This is a genomic window from Idiomarina sp. PL1-037, assembly GCF_034422975.1.
GTDB lineage: Bacteria > Pseudomonadota > Gammaproteobacteria > Enterobacterales > Alteromonadaceae > Idiomarina.
Window position 1 is genome coordinate 600,026 of record NZ_CP139873.1, and the last position, 18,786, is coordinate 618,811.

Here is an 18,786-nt window from a genome sequence, read left to right on the forward strand (position 1 = left end):
CACCGAATACAGCAGACCTAGCTTCCTTAAAATATCTAAGTCGGCACTTTATTGTGCTTGGCCGAGCTAAGAAACCGGTAAAGCTAGAAAAAATGGCGGAATATCTAACCGCCATAGTATTTATTTTTTAACCTAAGTTTTCTCTGTGCTCCGCTAATACCTTACCCGCTCCCACTTCATACTGCGCAAGCGCTTCCATAATCGACACCAAACAGTTGTCTCGTAACTGCTCAAGCTCTTTTACGCTTCGGTTTGCCGCTTGCTCCTGAGTACCCTCGACCATACGGTCAATTAACGTTTCAGTAAGCTCAGGGGCTTCTAACTTAGTCCATGGTAGCTTCAGCGCAGGGCCAAACTGCTCCAGCATGTGACGCATGCCGGTATCACCGCCGGCAAGATGATAGGTCAAATTTGTGCCCATGAGCGCCCAGCGTAAGCCAGGACCGTACGTAATGGCGTCATCAAGCTCGCCTGTGGTGGCAACGCCATCATTCACTAAGTGCAAATTTTCCCGCCATAACGCTTCCAAAAGACGGTCTGATAAATGCCCGTCAATTTCTTTACGAACATGCAGTGGGTGCATGCCAAGATCTTGATAAATACCCTGGGCTTTTTTAATTGTGTCCGCCGATGTTTTCTCCCCACCGACAACTTCCACTAACGGCAATAAATACACCGGATTAAAAGGGTGTGTGACAATAACACGCTCTGGCAGCGCAGCGTTTTGTTGTAACACACTGGGCTTAAAGCCCGATGTCGACGAGCCAATAATGGCATCGGTCGGAGCGCACTCACTAATTTGCTCTAATAACGAGCATTTCAGCTCTACAACCTCAGGGGCGCTTTCCTGAATAATGTCCGCCTCCTCGCAGGCATCGACCAGAGTGTCGCAAAATTCCAGATTATCGATACTGGCGCCGTCCTTTAACCCCAGCTTTTCAAGCGAAGGCCAGGCGTTTTTGATGCTCTGCGTTAATTTTTCATGGGCATTCTCGCCCGGATCCCAGGCTTTGACACGATAGCCGTTCGCCAAATAACGGGCGGCCCAGCCGGCGCCAATAACGCCGGTCCCAATAATTGCTGCGGTTAACTGTGCCATTTAACCCACCTTCACTAAGTTCAGTTTGTCGCGTGTTTGCTGCGGCGTCATGGGCTGAGCGCCTAAGTTATCAAGTAATTGCACCGCTTTTTCCACCAATTGCTCATTGCTGGCAAGCTCACCTTTTCGTAAATACAGATTGTCTTCCAGCCCAACACGAATGTTTCCGCCTAAAATGGCCGCTTGTGCCGCCATAGGGAACTGATGACGGCCAATGCCAAAACCGGCCCACACTGAGTCACTTGGCAGGCTGTCGACCATGGCTTTCATGGTGGTGGTGTCGGCCGGCGCGCCCCAGGGAATGCCCAGGCATAACTGAAACAAGGCGGGGGAGTCGAGTAACCCTTCTTTTTGCATTTGTTTGGCAAACGCCAAATTACCGGTGTCGAAAATTTCAAGCTCCGGTTTAACGCCTAACTCCTGAACACGCTTGGCGCCTTTCCGCAGCATTTCAGGGCTGGATACGTAAACCAGATTCTCATCGCCGAAATTCAGTGAGCCGCAGTCAAGGGTGCAAATTTCCGGTTTCAGCGCTTCAATATGCAACAAACGCTCTTCAGCACCGACCAGATCCGTGTCGGCGGTGAACTGTGTGGGGTCCTTGTCCGGGCCTAACAATAAATCGCCGCCCATACCGGCCGTCAGGTTCAGGACAATGTCGGTGTTGCTGCTGCGAACGCGATCGACCACTTCACGATACAAGGCAACGTCACGACTGGGCTTGGCGGTCTCTGGGTCGCGTACATGAATGTGAGCGACGGAGGCACCGGCTTTGGCCGCTGCAATAGTTGACTCTGCGATTTCTTTGGGGGTTACCGGAACGGCCGGGTTTTTGCCTCTGGTGTCCCCTGCGCCGGTTACCGCACAGGTAACAATAACGTTATTGTTCATAAATGACCTCAAGCTTAGATACGTTTGAGATCATGCTAGCGTTTTTACGCTGAGTAACTATTGATAAAGCGAGAGCAACTTATGGTTTTTCGACTAAATGCCGGTATTTAGGGCGAGCTTAACAAGCCCCGATCCTTACTTGGCTGAATACCAAACTCTTCTTTGTAAATGGCACTTAAATAGGCGGCGGATGAAAAGCCGCAGGCGAGCGACACTTCCAGTACCGACATTTCGGTCTGATGAAGCAGTTGCCGGGCGTGCTCTAACCGCAGTTTTCGATAATACTTTTTCGGCGTGGTGCCCAGCTCCTTTGAAAACAGACGCTCCAACTCCCGTTGTGAGACTAACGCTTTACTGGCAATGGCGTTGATGGATAAATTGCTGGTGAGATTGTCTTCCATTAAGGAAACGGCTTTTATGAGCTTTCGGTTTGTGGTCATTAAACGGTTGCGCAGCTTCATGCGCTGAGACTCGTTGGCACCGAGAATGCGGTGATACATAAACTGCTCAGCGACATCGGCCGCCAGCTCATAACTGTGACTGGCCCAAATAATGTTGAGCATCATGTCCAAACTGCTGAGCCCGCCAGAGGAAGAAATGCGGTTTTTTTCAATTAAAAAGCGCTCAGGTACCACCTGAACGGTCGGGTGTCCCTCTTTGAAACTGCTGGCGGCTTCCCAATGCATGGTGGTGCGTTGACCGCTCATTACCCCTGCTTTTATCAGCAGCTGAGCACCGGTATCAACGCCGCCTAAGCTGTATCCATTGGCTGCTAAGCGACGCAATTCAGCGTATAATTCATGTGACGCGTGCTCGTAAGGATCAAAGCCCGAAAGCACAATGAACGTCTGATAGTCGCTGGGGCACTCATCAATGCGATGATCCACATCAACTTTCATTCCATTGCTGGCTATTGCGGGTTGACCGCTATTTGTGACAAACGAAAACTCAAACAAATGCTTGTCGGAGAGGCGGTTGGCGACTCGCAGGGGCTCAGAAATGCACGCCAAAGCGAATAACGAGAACTGATCCACCAGAACGAACGCAATGTGTATGGTATCGCTGTCACTGAACTTCGGTGGCAGAAAATTATCGCTTAAATTGTAGTCACATTGCTTCGTGTCCATAAGAGAAAAACCTAAATAAAGTGTCGTATAACCTAAAGTTTAATCTTACCTGAGTTATAGCATACATAACACACTTGCTGACGTTCCTGCCTTTCAGGACGCTCATTTTGGAAAAAACAGGTAAGAGACAATAGGGAGCACAATGAAAAAGCTATCACAATTTAAATTATCCGCACTGGCAATAACCATCAGTACACTAACGATCCCATCGGTGGCATTGGGACAAGATGAAACCAACGATACGGGTGCCGATAAAGAGCAATATGAAACGATAACGGTCACCTCCAGCCGTCGTACCAAAAACTTAAACGAAGTTCCTATGGCAGTGACCGCATTAGGCTCAATGACGATTGAGCGTGCCAATATACTGGACATTGAAGATGTGGCGGGTATGACGCCGGGCTTTTCAATTTCAACCTATAACCCGGTAACACCACAGCCTTATATTCGCGGGGTGGGTACCAACTCGAGTTCAGTAGGCGATGACGCCTCCGTTGGGGTGTTTATTGACGATGTCTACGCCGGACGCGCGGGCGGCTTTCGTTCGGACATGTTTGATATTCAGCGTGTAGAAGTACTGCGAGGGCCACAGGGCTCATTATACGGTCGTAACGTAGCGGGTGGTGCCATTAGTGTTATTACGAAAGATCCCACCGAGTTTTTTGAAGCGAAAGTCAAAGGCACACTCGGCAGTTACAACCTGATGGAGCTTCAGGGAATGGTAAGCGGCCCGGTCGCTGACGATGTAACGGGCCGTTTTGCCGGCTCCATTCGTCAACGCGATGGCTGGGTTGATAATATCAATACCGGCAATGAATTACGCGACCAGGACAATAAATCGTTCCGCGGCAAGCTGAATATTGATTTGTCAGAGTCTGCTGACTTAATGCTTATTGCGGATTACGCCAAAGACACCCTGGAAGGTCCCGGCGCCCGCTCAGTGACGCACTATGACGACGTGTTTGGCGCTGAGTACCCAACGCAGGGCGATATCGATAAAGTTGACCTGTATAAAGATGGCTCAACCGATCGGGAAATTTACGGGTTATCAGCGAATGTCACCGTGGATCTCGATGAGCACGTGTTCACATCCATAACCGCTTACCGTGAGCAGGACTACGATTTCTTTGATGATTTAACCGGACGCTACTTGCGAGACGCCGACTTGTCACTGATGAACGATGCCAGTGAAACGTCAAAGCAAATGACCCAGGAGTTTCGTCTGCAAAACATCACGAACGGGCCGTTTGAATGGACTGCGGGCGTGTACCTGTTCAATGAAGACATTGAACGACGGGAAGCCTGGGACTCGACCAAAATGTACGAGCTGCAGGGTGTTGATAACATGAGCTCTCGCGGTGTGTGGGACGCGGCTAACGAAACCGACAGCTATGCCGTGTTTGGTGAAGGCAGTTATCGTTTAAACGACAGTTGGGAGCTGACCCTTGGCGGGCGTTACACTTACGATAAGAAAGACTTTTCCGTTATTGCCAGTGGCGCACCGGACTTACTGAGTTTTTTACAGGAAAATTACCAGGTTGCAGAAGAAAAAAGCTGGAACAGCTTTACGCCAAAACTCACGGTGAATTACTTTTCCGAGCAGGGCGATATGGTGTACCTGACCTTGTCAGAGGGTTACAAGGCCGGTGGGTATAACGGCATTGCCGCGACCGAGCAAGCGGCCAGTGTGCCGTTCGACCAGGAAAAAGCGCGCAATTACGAGCTTGGCTTTAAAGCACGGTTTTTCGACAAAGCCTTGTCATTGAACGGCGCGGCTTATTTTCTTGATTACACGAACTTGCAAAACTTCACGACCGACATTGAAACCGGTGACGTGCGCACGGCCACCGGTGATGCCGAAATAAAAGGCATTGAGCTTGATGCCAATGCCTTTGTGACGGACGGGCTGCGTATGTTTGCAACTTACGCTTATACCGATGCGGAGTTCACGTCGTTCGAGAGCGATGCCAGTGTGGTGGGTAATACATTGGCACGCACACCGGAGCACAGTGGCTCAGTGGGCTTTAATTACCAGTGGATGCTGGATAACGGAAAAACGCTGGATTGGCGTTCCGATGTGACGTATCAGGACGAGATGTTCTTCAGCGTGGCTAACGAGGACACCGCTAAAACCGACAGTTATGCCTTGGTTAATTCGAACATTACCTGGGAAACGATGGATGGCTGGGAGTTTACCGTTTATGGTAAAAACCTGACCGATAAAGAGTATATTGTGCACTCGTTTTCACTAACAGGAGTTGGCTTCGCTATTCAGGGAGAGCCCCGCACCTTCGGGATAAGCGTCGCTAAATCGTTCTAATGAGACAATCAAGATTGGATGTTGCCGTTTTTATACCAGCCTTTCTTATCGCAGCTGCGGTGGCAGCTGCGTTAATTTTTGCCCCGGCAGAGTCGCAAGCCTGGGCCAATAACGCGATGTCGGCGATCACCGATAACTTTGGTTGGCTCCTGGTATTGTTTGGCTTTAGTGCTTTTGTCTTTGCGCTGTGGCTGGCTTTTGGCCGTTACGGGCAGGTGAAACTGGCCACCGAGCGGGTTGATAAAGAGTATTCGGAAATCAGCTGGGCGGCAATGATGTTCTCTGCCGGTATCGGCATAGGCTTGATGAGCTGGTCGTTTGTGGAGCCAATATACTATTTGTCGACACCGCCGCTTGGAATTGAACCGCATTCCAGTGCCGCGTTTAACTGGGGCCATATGTATACGTTGTTCCATTGGAGCTTTGTGCCCTGGACGCTGTATGCGATCCCCGCTGTGGCGGTAGCGTATCGTTTGTATGTGAGACAACGCCCGTTTCTGCGCATTTCCGAGGCGTGCCGTCCCGTATTTAAGAAGCACAGTGACGGGGCGCTGGGGGCACTAACGGATACGCTGATCTTGCTTGGCTTACTAGGCGGAGCGGGCACGTCGCTGGGGCTTGGCGTGCCGCTGGTGTCCGAGTTGGTCAGCCACCTGTTTGGCGTGGAAGATAGCATCGGCATACGTTTAGGGGTTATTGGTTTTTGGGCATTGCTGTTCGGCGGCAGTGCTTATCGCGGGTTGAAGCAGGGCATTCGTTGGCTCAGTGATATCAACATTGTTCTTGCGATCATTGTGGTGCTGTTCGTCTTATTTGCCGGCCCTACGGTGTTTATTTTGTCCCTAACCATGAACAGCCTGGGCTTGCTTTTGGATAGCTTTGCGCAAATCAGCTTTTGGCTGGCTCCGGTAACGGGCGATGACTTCCCTGACAAATGGACTCTCTTTTACTGGGCCTGGTGGATAGCGTATGCCCCGCTGATGGGTCTGTTTATCGGTCGGATATCGAAAGGCCGGACAATAAAAAGCCTGGTGCTTGGCACATTGAGCTGGGGCAGTTTGGGGTGCATGACATTCCTGGCGGTCTGTGGCGCGTACGCTCAGCACCTGGAGTTGACCGGCACACTGGAAGTTTCCGCCGTTCTTGCGGAGTCGGGTATACCCGCAACGGTCGTGGCCATACTAGAGACTCTGCCGTTTAGCACCGTCGTGATTGCGGTATTCACCTTACTGAGCTTTGTGTTTTTAGCCACAACGCTCGACTCATCCGCGTACGTATTGGCGAGCATCAGCACCAAGAACTTAGCTGGCGATGAAGAGCCTGCGCGCTGGAACCGCGTGGCCTGGGCTGTGATATTGGCGGCACTTGCGGTCGGGTTATTGGTTATCGATGCGCTCGATACCGTAAAAGCGTCCACCATTATGTTGGCGTTGCCGTTGATCCCACTGCTGCTGGTGCTGTTTAAATCGTTACTGAACCAGTTGCACGAGGACTTTGGCCAACGACTGGCCCGGCCTGAGTTGGTTGTGTCGGTTCAAAAGAATCATGATCAAGAAGGAGCGAAAAATGACAATTAAAACGCTAAATCTGGCGTTATCGATAACGGCTGTAATGCTCATAAGCGCGTGCAGCTCAAATGTGGGCGATAATCGCGCTTCTTTAGAGGAAGCGGTTGATAACGGTATTCAAGAAGACTGGATAATCAAAGCAAGACAGAATGCTGAACAAAGCGTATCGCCTAAGCCTTTATCGCAATTGCAAGCTGAGCTGCTACCGCACGAAACCGTGTATTTGCCGACAGATAAAAGCGCAGCGCCTTACCCGACCTTGCTTTTTTTACATGGCTGCAGCGGGCCGACAGCCAGTCACGAAAAAGACTGGGCCAAACGGTTTAATGAGCTGGGTGTGGCGGTAATTGCGGTCGACAGTTACAGCGGCCGGGGCACCGACTGGAACGATGCTTGTAACTTCCAAAAGATGACGCCCTGGGAACGCTCCGGCGATATCGTTGCGACGATAGAGTCGTTGTCGGAGCGTGAACAGTTTGATGCGAACTCGGTCTATTTAGCCGGCTTTTCGCATGGGGCGGGCACAATCTGGACGTTTTTACGCCAACTGTCTGACGAAAGAGCGCCGCTCAGCTTAGCCCGCTGGCCTAAAACGGATTACGAAACAGTGATTGATGGCGCTTTTATGTTCTACGGGACGTGCCAAGGGCCGTGGTCAGTCGATATTGATTCGCTCATGTTTTTGGGGGCTGATGACAGGTACATTGATGAAACTCAGTGTATGAACTATTCACACCCGGCAGACGGCGGACACTTTGAGTATGTGGTGTACCCCGACGCCACCCACACGTTTGATCACGCGGACCCGAACCCGGCCAATGTTGAAGCGGGCAGTGTGTATGACGAGCAGGCAACCTTGGATGCTTGGCGGCGCATTAAGGCAAAAATTGAGGAGGATGGTAATGCCCAATAAATCGGCTATGACAACCTTTCAGGGAGTCGTACACCCCTGGGTGTGCGACGAGATGGGTCATATGAACACCCGGCATTATGTCGGGATGTTCGATGACGCGATGCAGCACTTTATGCGGCATCTTGGGCACAACGCCATTGAAGCGCGCAAGCAACAACTTGGCTGGGCAGACGTTCGTCACGAAATTGATTACGTTGCTGAAGTGCCGGTGGGCGCATTGGTACATATTGACTGCCAGGTTGAAAAGCTGGGTAATAAATCCATACGCTACCGCCAAACCATGTACTTAAGCGACAGCGGTGAGGTTGCGGCGGAGAATGTCGCCACTTCTGTTCTTTTTGACATGAAAGCGAGAAAAGCGGTGCCGTTGCCGGATGAGTTTCGGGGTGAAGAGAAAAATAAGAGCTGAACAGGTAAATATGAAGCTCAATTGCAAAAGTTAAAAGATGTTTTATCGAACGTTTAGCGAGAAAACCCAGTGATCTATAGTCGCTGGGTAGTTCACAGTAGAAAAGCAACTTACCCATTATCCATGCGCGGCGACTTATAGGCGCCTGGATAGGGGCGTAAAATGGTCTATTGGGTTGAGAAATGCCTGAAACATTCAGGCGCGAACCGGGTAGAGCCTCTTCTGTAGCAAGCTACTTAGCGAGTAGTGCCTCTATTACCAATATTACCAACCCGGTTTTGCCACTTTTTACCTTGTATCCAGCTGAATGAACTCCTGCAGCTTTTGAGTGTACGTACTGGCATAGTTAGATTATCGTAGGCCTAATAGAATAGGCATGCCGATACCTGAATTTTTGGCAGAAACTAACGCGAAGATGATTAACATCCTGAATATAAAGGTTATTTTCGTCATGCTCTTATAAGAACTACAGGAAAAAGCCTAGGAGACACGGGAAAATGAAGGTGTTAGTCACCGGCGCGGCCGGTTTTATTGGTTTTTACACAGCGTTAAAGTTACTGCAGCAAGGGCATCAAGTCGTGGGACTGGACAGCATTAATGACTACTATGACGTAAGCTTAAAATACGGTCGCTTGAACGAGAGCGGTATTCATAAAGACAATATTGAGTACGGTGACTTAGTCCAGTCAAGGCATTATAAAGACTACCGTTTCATACAGTTACAGCTCGAAGATAAAGCGGCACTGAACACTCTTTTTGATAGCGAGGAGTTCGACGCTGTTTGTAATCTGGCTGCTCAGGCTGGGGTGCGTTATTCACTCGAAAATCCGGACGCTTACATAAACGCGAATATCGTCGGCTTTATGAATGTGCTGGAAGCTTGCCGCCACAATAATGTAAAGAACTTGAGCTATGCTTCAAGTTCATCAGTCTACGGCTTGAATGAGTGCATGCCATTTTCAACTTCCCAGGGAACAAGTCACCCGGTGAGCTTATATGCAGCAACTAAAAAATCAAACGAGTTAATGGCGCATACCTACGCCCATTTATACGGTATTCAGTGTACTGGGCTTCGCTTCTTTACCGTGTATGGCCCATGGGGGCGTCCCGACATGGCTCCGTTTATTTTTACCAAAGCCGCATTTAATGGCGATACGATAAAAGTCTTTAACAACGGTAAAATGAAGCGAGACTTCACTTATATCGATGATATTGTAGAAGGTGTTGTTCGTGTTATCGAGACCCCGTGCCAAGCTGACAGTGAATGGACAGGTAGACAGCCTAACCCAGCCAGTTCATCGGCAGCTTACAAGATCTACAATATCGGTAACAGTCAGCCGATTGAACTTATGGCGTTCATCGAGGCCATTGAACAAGCGGCCGGCGTTCAAATCGAAAAGGATTTTCACCCCATTCAACCTGGCGACGTTGTGGCGACTTATGCCGATGTGTCTGGATTAGAACAGGACTTTGCCTACCGCCCGACAACTTCTGTGATTGATGGGATGCAAAAAACCGTCGCCTGGTACAAGCAGTTCTATAATGTATAGTGAACAAAAGCTAGGAAAAAAACGTTTATCATGAAGATAGCAGTAGCTGGAACAGGGTACGTTGGTTTATCCAATGCCGTATTACTCGCGCAACATCACGATGTGTTTGCGGTGGATATTATTCAGGAAAAAGTCGACTTAATTAACGCCCGCATGTCGCCCATCGAAGACAAAGAAATCAGTGAGTTTTTAAGTGAAAAAAAGCTCAGCCTAAAAGCGACACTGAGCCCCGACGAAGCTTATCAAGGCGCTGATTATGTGGTTATTGCAACGCCTACAGACTATGATCCCGAGACCAATTACTTTAATACCGACAGCGTAGAAGCAGTCATTGTTCAGGTTAAGCAAATTAACCCTGATGCGGTTATGGTGATTAAATCAACCATACCTGTGGGTTATACCAAAATGCTGAAAGAGAAAATGGGGACTGATAACATCATTTTTTCGCCGGAGTTTTTGCGCGAAGGTAAGGCTCTTTATGACAATCTGCACCCTTCTCGTATTATTGTTGGGGAGCGTTCAACGCGTGCTGCTATATTTGCCGAGCTGTTGAGCGAAGGTGCGATTAAAAAAGAGGTGCCTACGCTTTTTACAGACAGTACTGAAGCTGAAGCGATTAAGTTGTTTGCAAATACCTACCTAGCAATGCGGGTGGCTTATTTTAATGAGCTAGATACTTACGCAGAAGTTCACGGCTTAAATACCCGCCAAATTATTGAAGGGGTTGGGTTAGATCCGCGTATTGGCGACCATTACAATAATCCAAGCTTTGGTTACGGTGGTTACTGTTTACCAAAAGACAGCAAGCAGCTATTAGCGAATTACGAGGAAGTACCGCAAAATATGATGCGAGCGGTGGTAGATGCAAACCGCACTCGTAAAGACTTTATTGCCGACAGCATTATTGTTCGAAAGCCGAAAGTAGTGGGGATTTACCGCTTAGTCATGAAGCAGGGATCTGATAACTTCCGCGCATCGGCCATACAAGGTGTTATGAAACGCATTAAAGCGAAAGGCATTGAAGTCATTGTTTATGAGCCGGTGCTTGAGGACGAACACTTTTATAATTCACGTGTCGTGAATGACTTTGAGAGATTCAAAGCCGAAGCGGACGTGATTGTTTCAAACCGCATGGTACCAGAGCTTCAGGATGTTGCTGGCAAAGTTTATACGAGAGATCTATTTGGAAGTGACTAGTCGTTGGTGTCTAATACACGATCGGTAAACCTGTCCATGCTGCTCATGCTTGGGGAGTAAACGCGACCGAGGCAACTGGCCGAGTAGCAGCTCATGCAGTTAATCAGTGTGTGGGACACTCTTAAGGAATCATCGTAAGTGTTTTTTGACGGGGATTTTTTCTGAAACATAAGGGCTCGTTTCGTTTTCGTTGTAGACTAAATAAAGGTTTCCCTTAATGGTTTTAAGCTGTGCGTCGTAGACAGCACTTTCTATTAAACGAATTCTTTCAGGCTTTATGATAATTTCATAATTGGCTTTATGAACGCTCACGAAGCTCGTGAAGTATGAGCGCTCAACCCAATAGATTTTAGAGTCTGACTTTAACGTGCTTACAACAGAAATGGTTTGTCTCACAGGTAAAAACATCAGAGCCAGTATCGCTAATGACAATAATGGGATAACGGCTTCTTTTAAACGAAAAGCGAGTAGGGTTAGGACGATGAAATACAGCGACAGGATCACGGTTACTGCTAGCCCTATTCCGTTATTGCCAGTGACTTCGTTTATAAAACTGAACTGAAAGAAATAAGAAAATAAGCTGATAATAAAAGGTAATGCGTACAAAAATACGATACTTTTTCTGCTTAACATGTGCAGAGACCTTAATTGGCTCTAAAGGGGATATTCTTGCCTTTTCGCAAATTATCGAGACTATTAAATGAGTGTAAAGCTACCTTCTGAGAATAGCAAGGCAGCGGTTTGAAGTGACTAAGACGGGAAACTGATTTTGAAAAAACACATACTGATAGCATTAGCGGCCTCAACTGCAATGACAGGCTGCGTATCAATGAGCGATGACCCTTATATTCGCTCATTGGGTAACGACCCAAAAGTAACTGACTTTGAAGATGAGTTAAACAATAAGCGTTTGTCTTACCTTGGCCGGTATTTGGTTGAAAATGAAACCAGAGCAGAAATTGTGGCCAATGCCTATGACAAAGAAGTGGTCGAGGCTTGGACATCGGCAGATTACGGGACCATGACGTCTATGGCAACGGATGTTGCGGTCGGCCAACTCGGGTCGTCTTTAGGCAGCAACTTAGGGGCTGCCGTTTCTGTTGGTGGCATGATTTTAGGCGCTGCGTTTTCTTCCGACTACGACATTGTGGGTCAGGCGTGGCTCCCGGAGAGCTTTAACGGAAAAACGTTGAGAACCAAAGACGACGCTCATAAGGCTCTCGCTGAATTTACCGAAGCCCAAATGGAAAAGGTCGCCGAGGAGTTCGGCTATACCGTTAAATGTCTTGGGGAGTGCCAGGCACGCAGTAAAGTGTTTTTGTTTGAGCGAAAAGGCAGTGTCACTGACCACCCGAAATGGGGCTATCAACCGGAGCAGCTTGTGGCAATGGTTAACGTGAGTGCTGAGTTTGAAGAAATAACCGAAAAGGATATTTTACCGGTTATTGTTGGCGAGTCGGTGCGTTGGGTATTACCGCCTTATTTTACGTATCAGGTCGGTTTTTACGGACGTCTGGAAACGGATGAGCAGGGTAATGTTGTGGTGTTTGAAAAGCCTGGCAACGGTTATACCATTGAGCATGTGAAGCCCCGCCGCGATCTATCAAGCGTGCCACTGGGGCGTATGATGATGCAGGCGTTTCATGATACCCCATACACCATTTACGGTAATGACGACATTTACCCAACGCAGTTCTTTTTCAATGGTGAGGCTTATCGCTTTTTTGACGGGGCCAGCCCACTGATTATTGAAGAAAAAGTTGAGCAGCAATGGGGCGACTGATGTCGCCTTTATCCCGTTTGATTTTATAGAAAACTAAGTAAGTAATTATGAAATCTGCTTGCAAACATTAAAATAGTTTTTATAATAGAAAGACAACTTACCCATTATCCACGCGTGGCGACATACAGACCCCTGGATATGGGCGGGAAAACCGGCCTCAGGTCGGTTTTTTCATTTCAGGGATGACAGTATTGCGAACAAGAGTATACATCGACGGCTATAACCTATATTTCGGCAGCTTAAAAGGGGGCGAGTTACGCTTACGGCGTTACTACATGCACCACACCTTTTTTAATCAACCCTTATAGTAAAACCGAAAATCTGCAGCTCGTCTTGTAACAATCGCCTACACCGTTTGTACGATATTGCCGGCACATGTAAAGAATGAGCATTGTGCACACCGATAGTTTAGCTTCAAAAAATTGTAAGCAATGGGAGCGGACTTGCAGCCACAGCCCAAGCTCCGTAAGCTAGCCTGTAAACAAAATAATAAATGTGAGCAGGGAGAGTTAAGTGCACGAGAATAATATCGAGATGTTGCTGAAAGAAGCGCAGCGATTAGTTAACTACGAAGCCGAAATCCTTAGTAATATTAAAACCACCCCAGGGCTTATCGGCGATAAAAAGTCGACCGGAACCCTTAACCCCACCAACATTGACCATTATCTGGAATCCTTGCATACCGAGGCCAAAAAGCTGGCCCGTAAAGAAATGGTCGTCGCCGTGGTCGGTAACATGAAAGCCGGCAAATCCACGACTATCAATGCCATTGTTGGCACAGAACTACTGCCTAATCGGAGCGCTGCTGCCACCTCACTACCTACGCTTATTCGCCATGTTGCCGGGCAAACGCCGGTGCTGCATTTTTCTAAAAACACACCGCTTAACGAACTGTTGCTGGACTTCAGGCGAGGCAAAAGCCCTGAGCAACAGCAGCAGCTTGAACAGCTAAAAGGCGAAACCAACACTCGCGACCTGGCCGAATTTATCGATAGTGACAAGCTGTTTGAGGATGTTTACCACGGCGAAGCCGCGATTCACGAGTTTTTGAAGTTGCTGAACGAGCTGCCGCGCCAGGCTAGGACTCTTGGGTTTGAGTTTCCGTTTGAACAATATGCCAACATGCACGATTTGCCGGTGATCGAAGTTGAATTTGAGCATTTGCGGGGCCAGAAAGGTGGTTTAGGTAGCCTGGCGCTATTGGACACGCCGGGACCTAACGAAGCTGGGCAAACGCACCTGCGACCGATACTGGAAAAGCAGCTACGCGAAGCATCTGCTGTTATCGGCGTGCTGAATTTTACCCAGCTGGACGCCGACCACGCCTATGACTTTCATCAGCAGTTAAAATCGGTTATCGATACCACCGGCGACCGGCTGTACTTGTTACTTAACCGTTTTGACGAACACACCCGCAACGATCCCCCCAAAGACGAAATTATTGCCCATATTGCGCATAAAATTTTTGCTGGCGATATTACCGAAAACCGGATTTTTCCCACTGCCGCCATTAGCGCCTATCTAAGCCGGCGGGCGAATAGCTATTTGAGCCGCGGGCAGGAATTACCAAACCCTGAGGAGCCGGGTAACGGCTGGGTGGAGGAATTTTTAGAGGAAAGCTTTGGCAAACGCTGGCAGCGCTTTTTTGATGATTTGGATGAATTGACGCGTGGTGCCGATGATCTTTGGGCAGATTCCGGCTTTAACGAACCCCTGCAACGGGTCATAAAAACAGCGCATAACCAGGCTATATATGAGTTGACCCGCGCTGCTGCTGATCGTGTGGGTAGCTACGCTGAGGTGCTCAGCACCTTTGTTGACGCGCGCAGCGAGGGCTTGAAACGCCAGGCAGGCGACTTAAAACAGCACATTGACCAACTCGAGCAAGATATTACCGCCTTTAAAACCTTAGAGGCCACCGCCGAGCGCCACCTGAACCAGGCGTTACAGGACTTTGATAAAGAGATGAACCAACAACTGGCGCAAGCGCAAAAAACCGTGGCTGGTGCTATCGAGTTGTATACCTCCGACACCAAAGCCGAGCATAACGAGTTGTTGGCGATTGCCAAACAGGCGCTGGATAACGATCAGCCGATACCGGAAGTGGTGACCGTTGCGCTGGGTGATGAAATCGAAAAGCTGTTTAGTAAACAGAAGAAGAAAGGCGCGAGTAGTATAGTTAACAAGATGCTGGGCAAACAGCCTAATCATGAATTTACCGATGACGGCCTGATTAAATACAGCACCCAGGACAAAGCGCAGGCCTATGTTCGGTCACTTGAACAGTTGACCGAAGAAAAGTTTATCGAAACACGCGAGCAGATGAGCGCGGCCACTCAGCAGTTGATCAGCGAACTTGAGCAGACCATTCAGCGCCAGGTGGTAGCCGACAGCCAACAGTTACTGAATAGCATTAATAACCGCCTGCAAAACGACGGTTTTACCTTGCACTTTAACGTGCCCATGCACGTCGGCTTAGGTAATACCCGCATAGATGTCGGTAAACTCGAGCAGGGCATTGACGAGAAGCACGAAACCAAACGTGAACTGCGGCCGCAAGACAGTATCTGGGGTGGAATTAAACGCGGCATCGACGTTTTTGGTGGCGAATGGGGTTATGACCATGTATTGGTAAAAAAAACCACCTATAACATTAACCGCGATAATATCCGTAAAGTCGCGGTTGCCGCGGTTACCCGACAGGTTGAACAGTGGCGCGAGCAAGCCTGCGAAAGCATTACCGAGCCGCTAAACGATGCGGTGCAACAGTTTTTTGAAGAGCTGGCGTTAAAAATTGAAGGCGTCCGCGCCGATTTACAGCAGGGCATTGATGACGGAAAAAAGTCCCAACAGCAGCAGCGCGAGCTAATTGAGGCGTTAGCGCAGCTGCGAGCACCCTCCGCGCACCTTAAAGAAGATGCCGACTTTGTAGCTACGCAAGTTTACGCCGCAGTGGGGGGGACACATGAGTGATGCGAGCATGAACCAGCTGCTGGATACCATGCCGGCGCTAACGGATAAACTGGCAGTAACGCTGAGTAGCCGATTAAACAGCGCGCATGAACAAATTCGTGTGCAAAAGGAGTCGCAGGGTTTTTTTAACGAACTTTTGGGCTTTATTACCGGTAGCACCGCACGCCGCCAGCAGCAGGTTAACGCGCATTTGGCCGAATCGGTAGAGCAGGTGGTTGACCAGCTAAACGCGGTGACTGAGCACGTGGCACTGGGGCATCGTGCAATTGTGCAGGTTAAGAAGGACATTGCCACCTTAGATAGCTACACCGGGCAATTGGCCGAGGTGGTGCTAGCGCAGCGCGAACAGCTGCAACAGCTAGCTGCACGCATGGACGAGCAGCTAAACCAGCTCGATGTGCGTCTGTCGCACGAGGAGCATTACCGCCAGGCTCGTGCGCAGTTGCGATTATTGGTTAAACGCTGGGAAAACGGTTTGCTGCAGATACTGGCACCGGGTCAACGCTGTTTTGTGACCCTGCAAAACTTGTATTGGGGCGCCTTTGGTCACTATGTATTGAGTTACCCGGGGGATGTTGCCGATAACCTACTCGAGGAGTTGGTACTGGACTGCCGCCGGTTAATGAGCCAAGAGCTTAATGCCAACCCAAGCGAGCGCGTCGCGCGCGAGCGCTGGTTTACTGTAATAGAGAGTGATACAGATAGTGATTCCACACAAACTCAGGCCGCATTAACGTTTTTAGCCTCACCCAATGGTGACGCCAATGCGCCTTATAGCCGCGCGGTGACGATAGCTGATGCAGATACTGACGAATTGGCATTTCCGCATTGGTGCTCGGGCGAGCGGTTATTGTCTGAATTACTGCGTGAAGTGAATTTAGCTCCGGAGCATACGTTATGACTATCGGTTTAGTGTTATCCGGCGGTGGCGCTAAGGGCGCCTATCAGGCTGGTATTGTACGCGCATTAGCAGAGCAAGGGATTGAGCCTGGCTTTATTTCGGGGGCCAGTATAGGCAGTTTAAATGGCGCGGTTATCGCGGCCTCGTCCGATATGCAGCAGGCCAGCGAACGGCTGCATAATGTGTGGCTAGAGCTGGCTAATGATGATCCATTGCAGTTTGATTATCCGCGTTATTTGACCTTAATGATCACCATGGGATTGTCGGGCTTGTTAACTCGGTTACAAAATATTGCGGACTATCTGGGTAATGGGACGCTGGCGAATGCCGGGCTTTACTGTGATGAGGGTTTAGCGAGCATGCTACAGCGTTATTTGGCGCCTGGTGCGTTGGATAACGGTACACCGTTGTATGTTTCGTTGTTTGAGCATCGAGGGGGGTTGGACTCGTTGTTGAACTTTTTGCAGGGGGATGTGCTTAAACGCGTTGATACCCGACCGTCGGAGTTCACCTTGATACAGTCGTTAGCGGCGCAGGATCAGTATCAAGCGCTATTGGCGTCGGCGGCGATTCCGGTAGCGTTTGGCTCTAAAAAAATTGCGGGTAAGCAGTATTCTGATGGCGGCCAGGGGGGCTACCGGACCGCACAGGGTAATACTCCCATAACGCCACTGTTGGCGCCGAAGCTTGGCGAAAAGCTGGATCTGATTTTGGTGTCACATTTAGAAGATGGCAGCTTGTGGGACGTCACTGATTTTTCCGGCGAAACCATTCTAGAGTTGCGCCCGCGGCAGCGTATTAGCGAAAATGCTATTAGCGATATGCTGGGTTTTAGCGCAGATAACATACGCCGTTTGTTACAAGCTGGTTATGACGACACGCTGGCGACGTTGGCCAAGGTTGAGGGTATTGCCGGCCCGCGCCGGCGGTTACAACAAAGCAGCCGGGCGCTGGCCCAACAACCGGGTAGCGGTTTAAGCCAGCAGACTGCAGAGGCGATGGCTGCCCTGCGCCGCAAGTAGGCGGAACGTGTCAACCTTATTTGAACCAGCTGTGTAAAATGTAAATTGTTTTCTCTACGAATCTGGGTAGCGTTGGAAAGTTAACGCCAGATTCAACGAGCTGGTCATTGTTATTATCTATGTAGCGACAATTGACTTTGGCCGGTTGTGTGGTTTATGTGACGTGCTTACATACTTACATAAGTCCAGGATGAGGCATGGTAACGCATGAGACTTCCAGAGAAATTACGGTAAAAAATATTTCTTACTAGTCAATACACGATTTTATCTATAAAAAACAATAAGTTGCGTTTTGTTTTTGTTTGCTTTACTCTCTTTTTTCAGTAAAAAGAAGGGCAAAACCTCATGCACAGTTCATTGACAAATGAAATGACAAATCTGATCGACGACGTAGTTTCTCAAGTCAGGCATAATAGAGACCGAGCGGAATCGTTGCAATTTGAGAAAAACAACAAGTATTTAATCCACATTAGAATGCCTCCGATTTTTCCACCTGACCTCTATTATAGAAGCGTACTCAAAGGTGTCGACGGAAGTCGGCAGATAACTTCTTGTCCTTCCATTGAGAGTATTGAACTGCATAGTTCATGGCAAGGAAAAGGCTTTTTTACACAGCTGGTATCGAGTTTACTTGAAATCGAATGGATTCGTTATGTTGTCGTGGCAAACATCACTAATTTTCGTTTCAATCGTGCACTGAGGAACTCGCCGGACTGGCAAATCCTCATAAGTTTCTGGGACCTTGATCATTTAGCTCGTCTAGGTTATTTGATTCAACATGAAGATTTAACGGTTGCCAAGCTCGAAAAACAGGCTAAAGAGGCTTTTGCGCTTGGGTTGAATCACGCTGACAGGTTAAACACTATAATAGAAGATGCGAAAAAAAATAGACTTAAGAAGCCCTTGGGTCAATATAATGCTGATACAAGTCTAATCCCAGGCTTTGAGGGGCTAATGAAATTCTCTGACACGCTCATGAACGCAGATTTAGTTTTTCGCAACTATTACATTGCAAAATCCGAGTCATGAATTA

15 protein-coding genes are annotated in these 18,786 nt (G+C 48.8%); 11 read left to right on the forward strand and 4 right to left on the reverse strand.

Going from position 1 to position 18,786, the window contains the following annotated elements:
• Positions 1-127: 127 nt before the first annotated feature.
• From U0358_RS02860 to U0358_RS02870, 3 genes are all read right to left on the reverse strand, one after another.
• Complete coding sequence (locus U0358_RS02860) at positions 128-1,099, reverse strand: L-carnitine dehydrogenase (protein ID WP_322406963.1); 972 nt, start codon at positions 1,097-1,099, stop codon at positions 128-130.
• Positions 1,100-1,990, reverse strand: coding sequence for a beta-keto acid cleavage family enzyme (locus U0358_RS02865; protein WP_322406964.1), 891 nt, complete (start codon positions 1,988-1,990; stop codon positions 1,100-1,102).
• Between the two features lie 107 nt (positions 1,991-2,097).
• A complete protein-coding gene (locus tag U0358_RS02870; RefSeq protein WP_322406965.1) occupies positions 2,098-3,117 on the reverse strand; it encodes a GlxA family transcriptional regulator in 1,020 nt (339 codons plus the stop codon).
• A 142-nt stretch (positions 3,118-3,259) separates the two neighbouring features.
• On the opposite strand from U0358_RS02870, the gene U0358_RS02875 reads away from it, so the two are divergent.
• From U0358_RS02875 to U0358_RS02900, 6 genes are all read left to right on the forward strand, one after another.
• Complete coding sequence (locus tag U0358_RS02875; RefSeq protein WP_322406966.1) at positions 3,260-5,437, forward strand: TonB-dependent receptor; 2,178 nt, start codon at positions 3,260-3,262, stop codon at positions 5,435-5,437.
• Positions 5,437-7,014 carry a BCCT family transporter gene (locus tag U0358_RS02880; protein WP_322406967.1) on the forward strand — a complete coding sequence of 526 codons (1,578 nt, stop codon included), beginning with the start codon at positions 5,437-5,439 and terminating at the stop codon, positions 7,012-7,014. Before U0358_RS02875 ends, U0358_RS02880 begins: the two co-directional genes overlap by 1 nt.
• Positions 7,004-7,918 carry a dienelactone hydrolase family protein gene (locus U0358_RS02885; RefSeq protein ID WP_322406968.1) on the forward strand — a complete coding sequence of 305 codons (915 nt, stop codon included), beginning with the start codon at positions 7,004-7,006 and terminating at the stop codon, positions 7,916-7,918. Before U0358_RS02880 ends, U0358_RS02885 begins: the two co-directional genes overlap by 11 nt.
• Entirely contained in the window at positions 7,908-8,327 is a 420-nt protein-coding gene (locus U0358_RS02890; protein WP_322406969.1) for an acyl-CoA thioesterase, read from the forward strand. Before U0358_RS02885 ends, U0358_RS02890 begins: the two co-directional genes overlap by 11 nt.
• 497 nt (positions 8,328-8,824) lie before the next feature.
• Positions 8,825-9,877: an NAD-dependent epimerase gene (locus tag U0358_RS02895; RefSeq protein ID WP_322406970.1), complete on the forward strand. Its 1,053-nt coding sequence runs from the start codon at positions 8,825-8,827 to the stop codon at positions 9,875-9,877.
• 30 nt (positions 9,878-9,907) lie between these two features.
• On the forward strand, positions 9,908-11,074 hold the full coding sequence (locus U0358_RS02900) for a nucleotide sugar dehydrogenase (RefSeq protein ID WP_322406971.1): 1,167 nt from the start codon (positions 9,908-9,910) through the stop codon (positions 11,072-11,074).
• 129 nt (positions 11,075-11,203) lie between these two features.
• Here the strand turns inward: U0358_RS02900 and U0358_RS02905 are convergent, their stop codons facing one another.
• On the reverse strand, positions 11,204-11,707 hold the full coding sequence (locus U0358_RS02905) for a hypothetical protein (protein WP_322406972.1): 504 nt from the start codon (positions 11,705-11,707) through the stop codon (positions 11,204-11,206).
• Positions 11,708-11,843: 136 nt separating this feature from the next.
• Between U0358_RS02905 and U0358_RS02910 the strand changes: the two genes are divergently transcribed.
• The 5 genes from U0358_RS02910 (at position 11,844) to U0358_RS02930 (ending at position 18,782) form a co-directional block, all read left to right on the forward strand.
• Positions 11,844-12,857 carry a hypothetical protein gene (locus tag U0358_RS02910; RefSeq protein ID WP_322406973.1) on the forward strand — a complete coding sequence of 338 codons (1,014 nt, stop codon included), beginning with the start codon at positions 11,844-11,846 and terminating at the stop codon, positions 12,855-12,857.
• A gap of 513 nt (positions 12,858-13,370) precedes the next feature.
• A complete protein-coding gene (locus U0358_RS02915) occupies positions 13,371-15,830 on the forward strand; it encodes a dynamin family protein (RefSeq protein ID WP_322406974.1) in 2,460 nt (819 codons plus the stop codon).
• Positions 15,823-16,731 (forward strand): diguanylate cyclase regulator RdcB family protein, encoded by a 909-nt coding sequence (locus tag U0358_RS02920; protein ID WP_322406975.1) that lies wholly within the window; start codon positions 15,823-15,825, stop codon positions 16,729-16,731. Before U0358_RS02915 ends, U0358_RS02920 begins: the two co-directional genes overlap by 8 nt.
• Entirely contained in the window at positions 16,728-17,753 is a 1,026-nt protein-coding gene (locus tag U0358_RS02925) for a patatin-like phospholipase family protein (protein WP_322406976.1), read from the forward strand. Before U0358_RS02920 ends, U0358_RS02925 begins: the two co-directional genes overlap by 4 nt.
• A gap of 345 nt (positions 17,754-18,098) precedes the next feature.
• Entirely contained in the window at positions 18,099-18,782 is a 684-nt protein-coding gene (locus tag U0358_RS02930) for a hypothetical protein (RefSeq protein ID WP_322406977.1), read from the forward strand.
• The last annotated feature ends 4 nt before the right edge of the window (positions 18,783-18,786 follow it).

Excerpts from the sequence above, each read along its gene's own strand:
- U0358_RS02860 (WP_322406963.1), bottom strand. The coding sequence starts at position 1,099 with ATGGCACAGTTAACCGCAGCAATTATTGGGACCGGCGTTATTGGCGCC.
- U0358_RS02865 (WP_322406964.1), bottom strand. The coding sequence starts at position 1,990 with ATGAACAATAACGTTATTGTTACCTGTGCGGTAACCGGCGCAGGGGAC.
- U0358_RS02870 (WP_322406965.1), bottom strand. The coding sequence starts at position 3,117 with ATGGACACGAAGCAATGTGACTACAATTTAAGCGATAATTTTCTGCCA.
- U0358_RS02875 (WP_322406966.1), top strand. The coding sequence starts at position 3,260 with ATGAAAAAGCTATCACAATTTAAATTATCCGCACTGGCAATAACCATC.
- U0358_RS02880 (WP_322406967.1), top strand. The coding sequence starts at position 5,437 with ATGAGACAATCAAGATTGGATGTTGCCGTTTTTATACCAGCCTTTCTT.
- U0358_RS02885 (WP_322406968.1), top strand. The coding sequence starts at position 7,004 with ATGACAATTAAAACGCTAAATCTGGCGTTATCGATAACGGCTGTAATG.
- U0358_RS02890 (WP_322406969.1), top strand. The coding sequence starts at position 7,908 with ATGCCCAATAAATCGGCTATGACAACCTTTCAGGGAGTCGTACACCCC.
- U0358_RS02895 (WP_322406970.1), top strand. The coding sequence starts at position 8,825 with ATGAAGGTGTTAGTCACCGGCGCGGCCGGTTTTATTGGTTTTTACACA.
- U0358_RS02900 (WP_322406971.1), top strand. The coding sequence starts at position 9,908 with ATGAAGATAGCAGTAGCTGGAACAGGGTACGTTGGTTTATCCAATGCC.
- U0358_RS02905 (WP_322406972.1), bottom strand. The coding sequence starts at position 11,707 with ATGTTAAGCAGAAAAAGTATCGTATTTTTGTACGCATTACCTTTTATT.
- U0358_RS02920 (WP_322406975.1), top strand. The coding sequence starts at position 15,823 with ATGAGTGATGCGAGCATGAACCAGCTGCTGGATACCATGCCGGCGCTA.
- U0358_RS02925 (WP_322406976.1), top strand. The coding sequence starts at position 16,728 with ATGACTATCGGTTTAGTGTTATCCGGCGGTGGCGCTAAGGGCGCCTAT.
- U0358_RS02930 (WP_322406977.1), top strand. The coding sequence starts at position 18,099 with ATGCACAGTTCATTGACAAATGAAATGACAAATCTGATCGACGACGTA.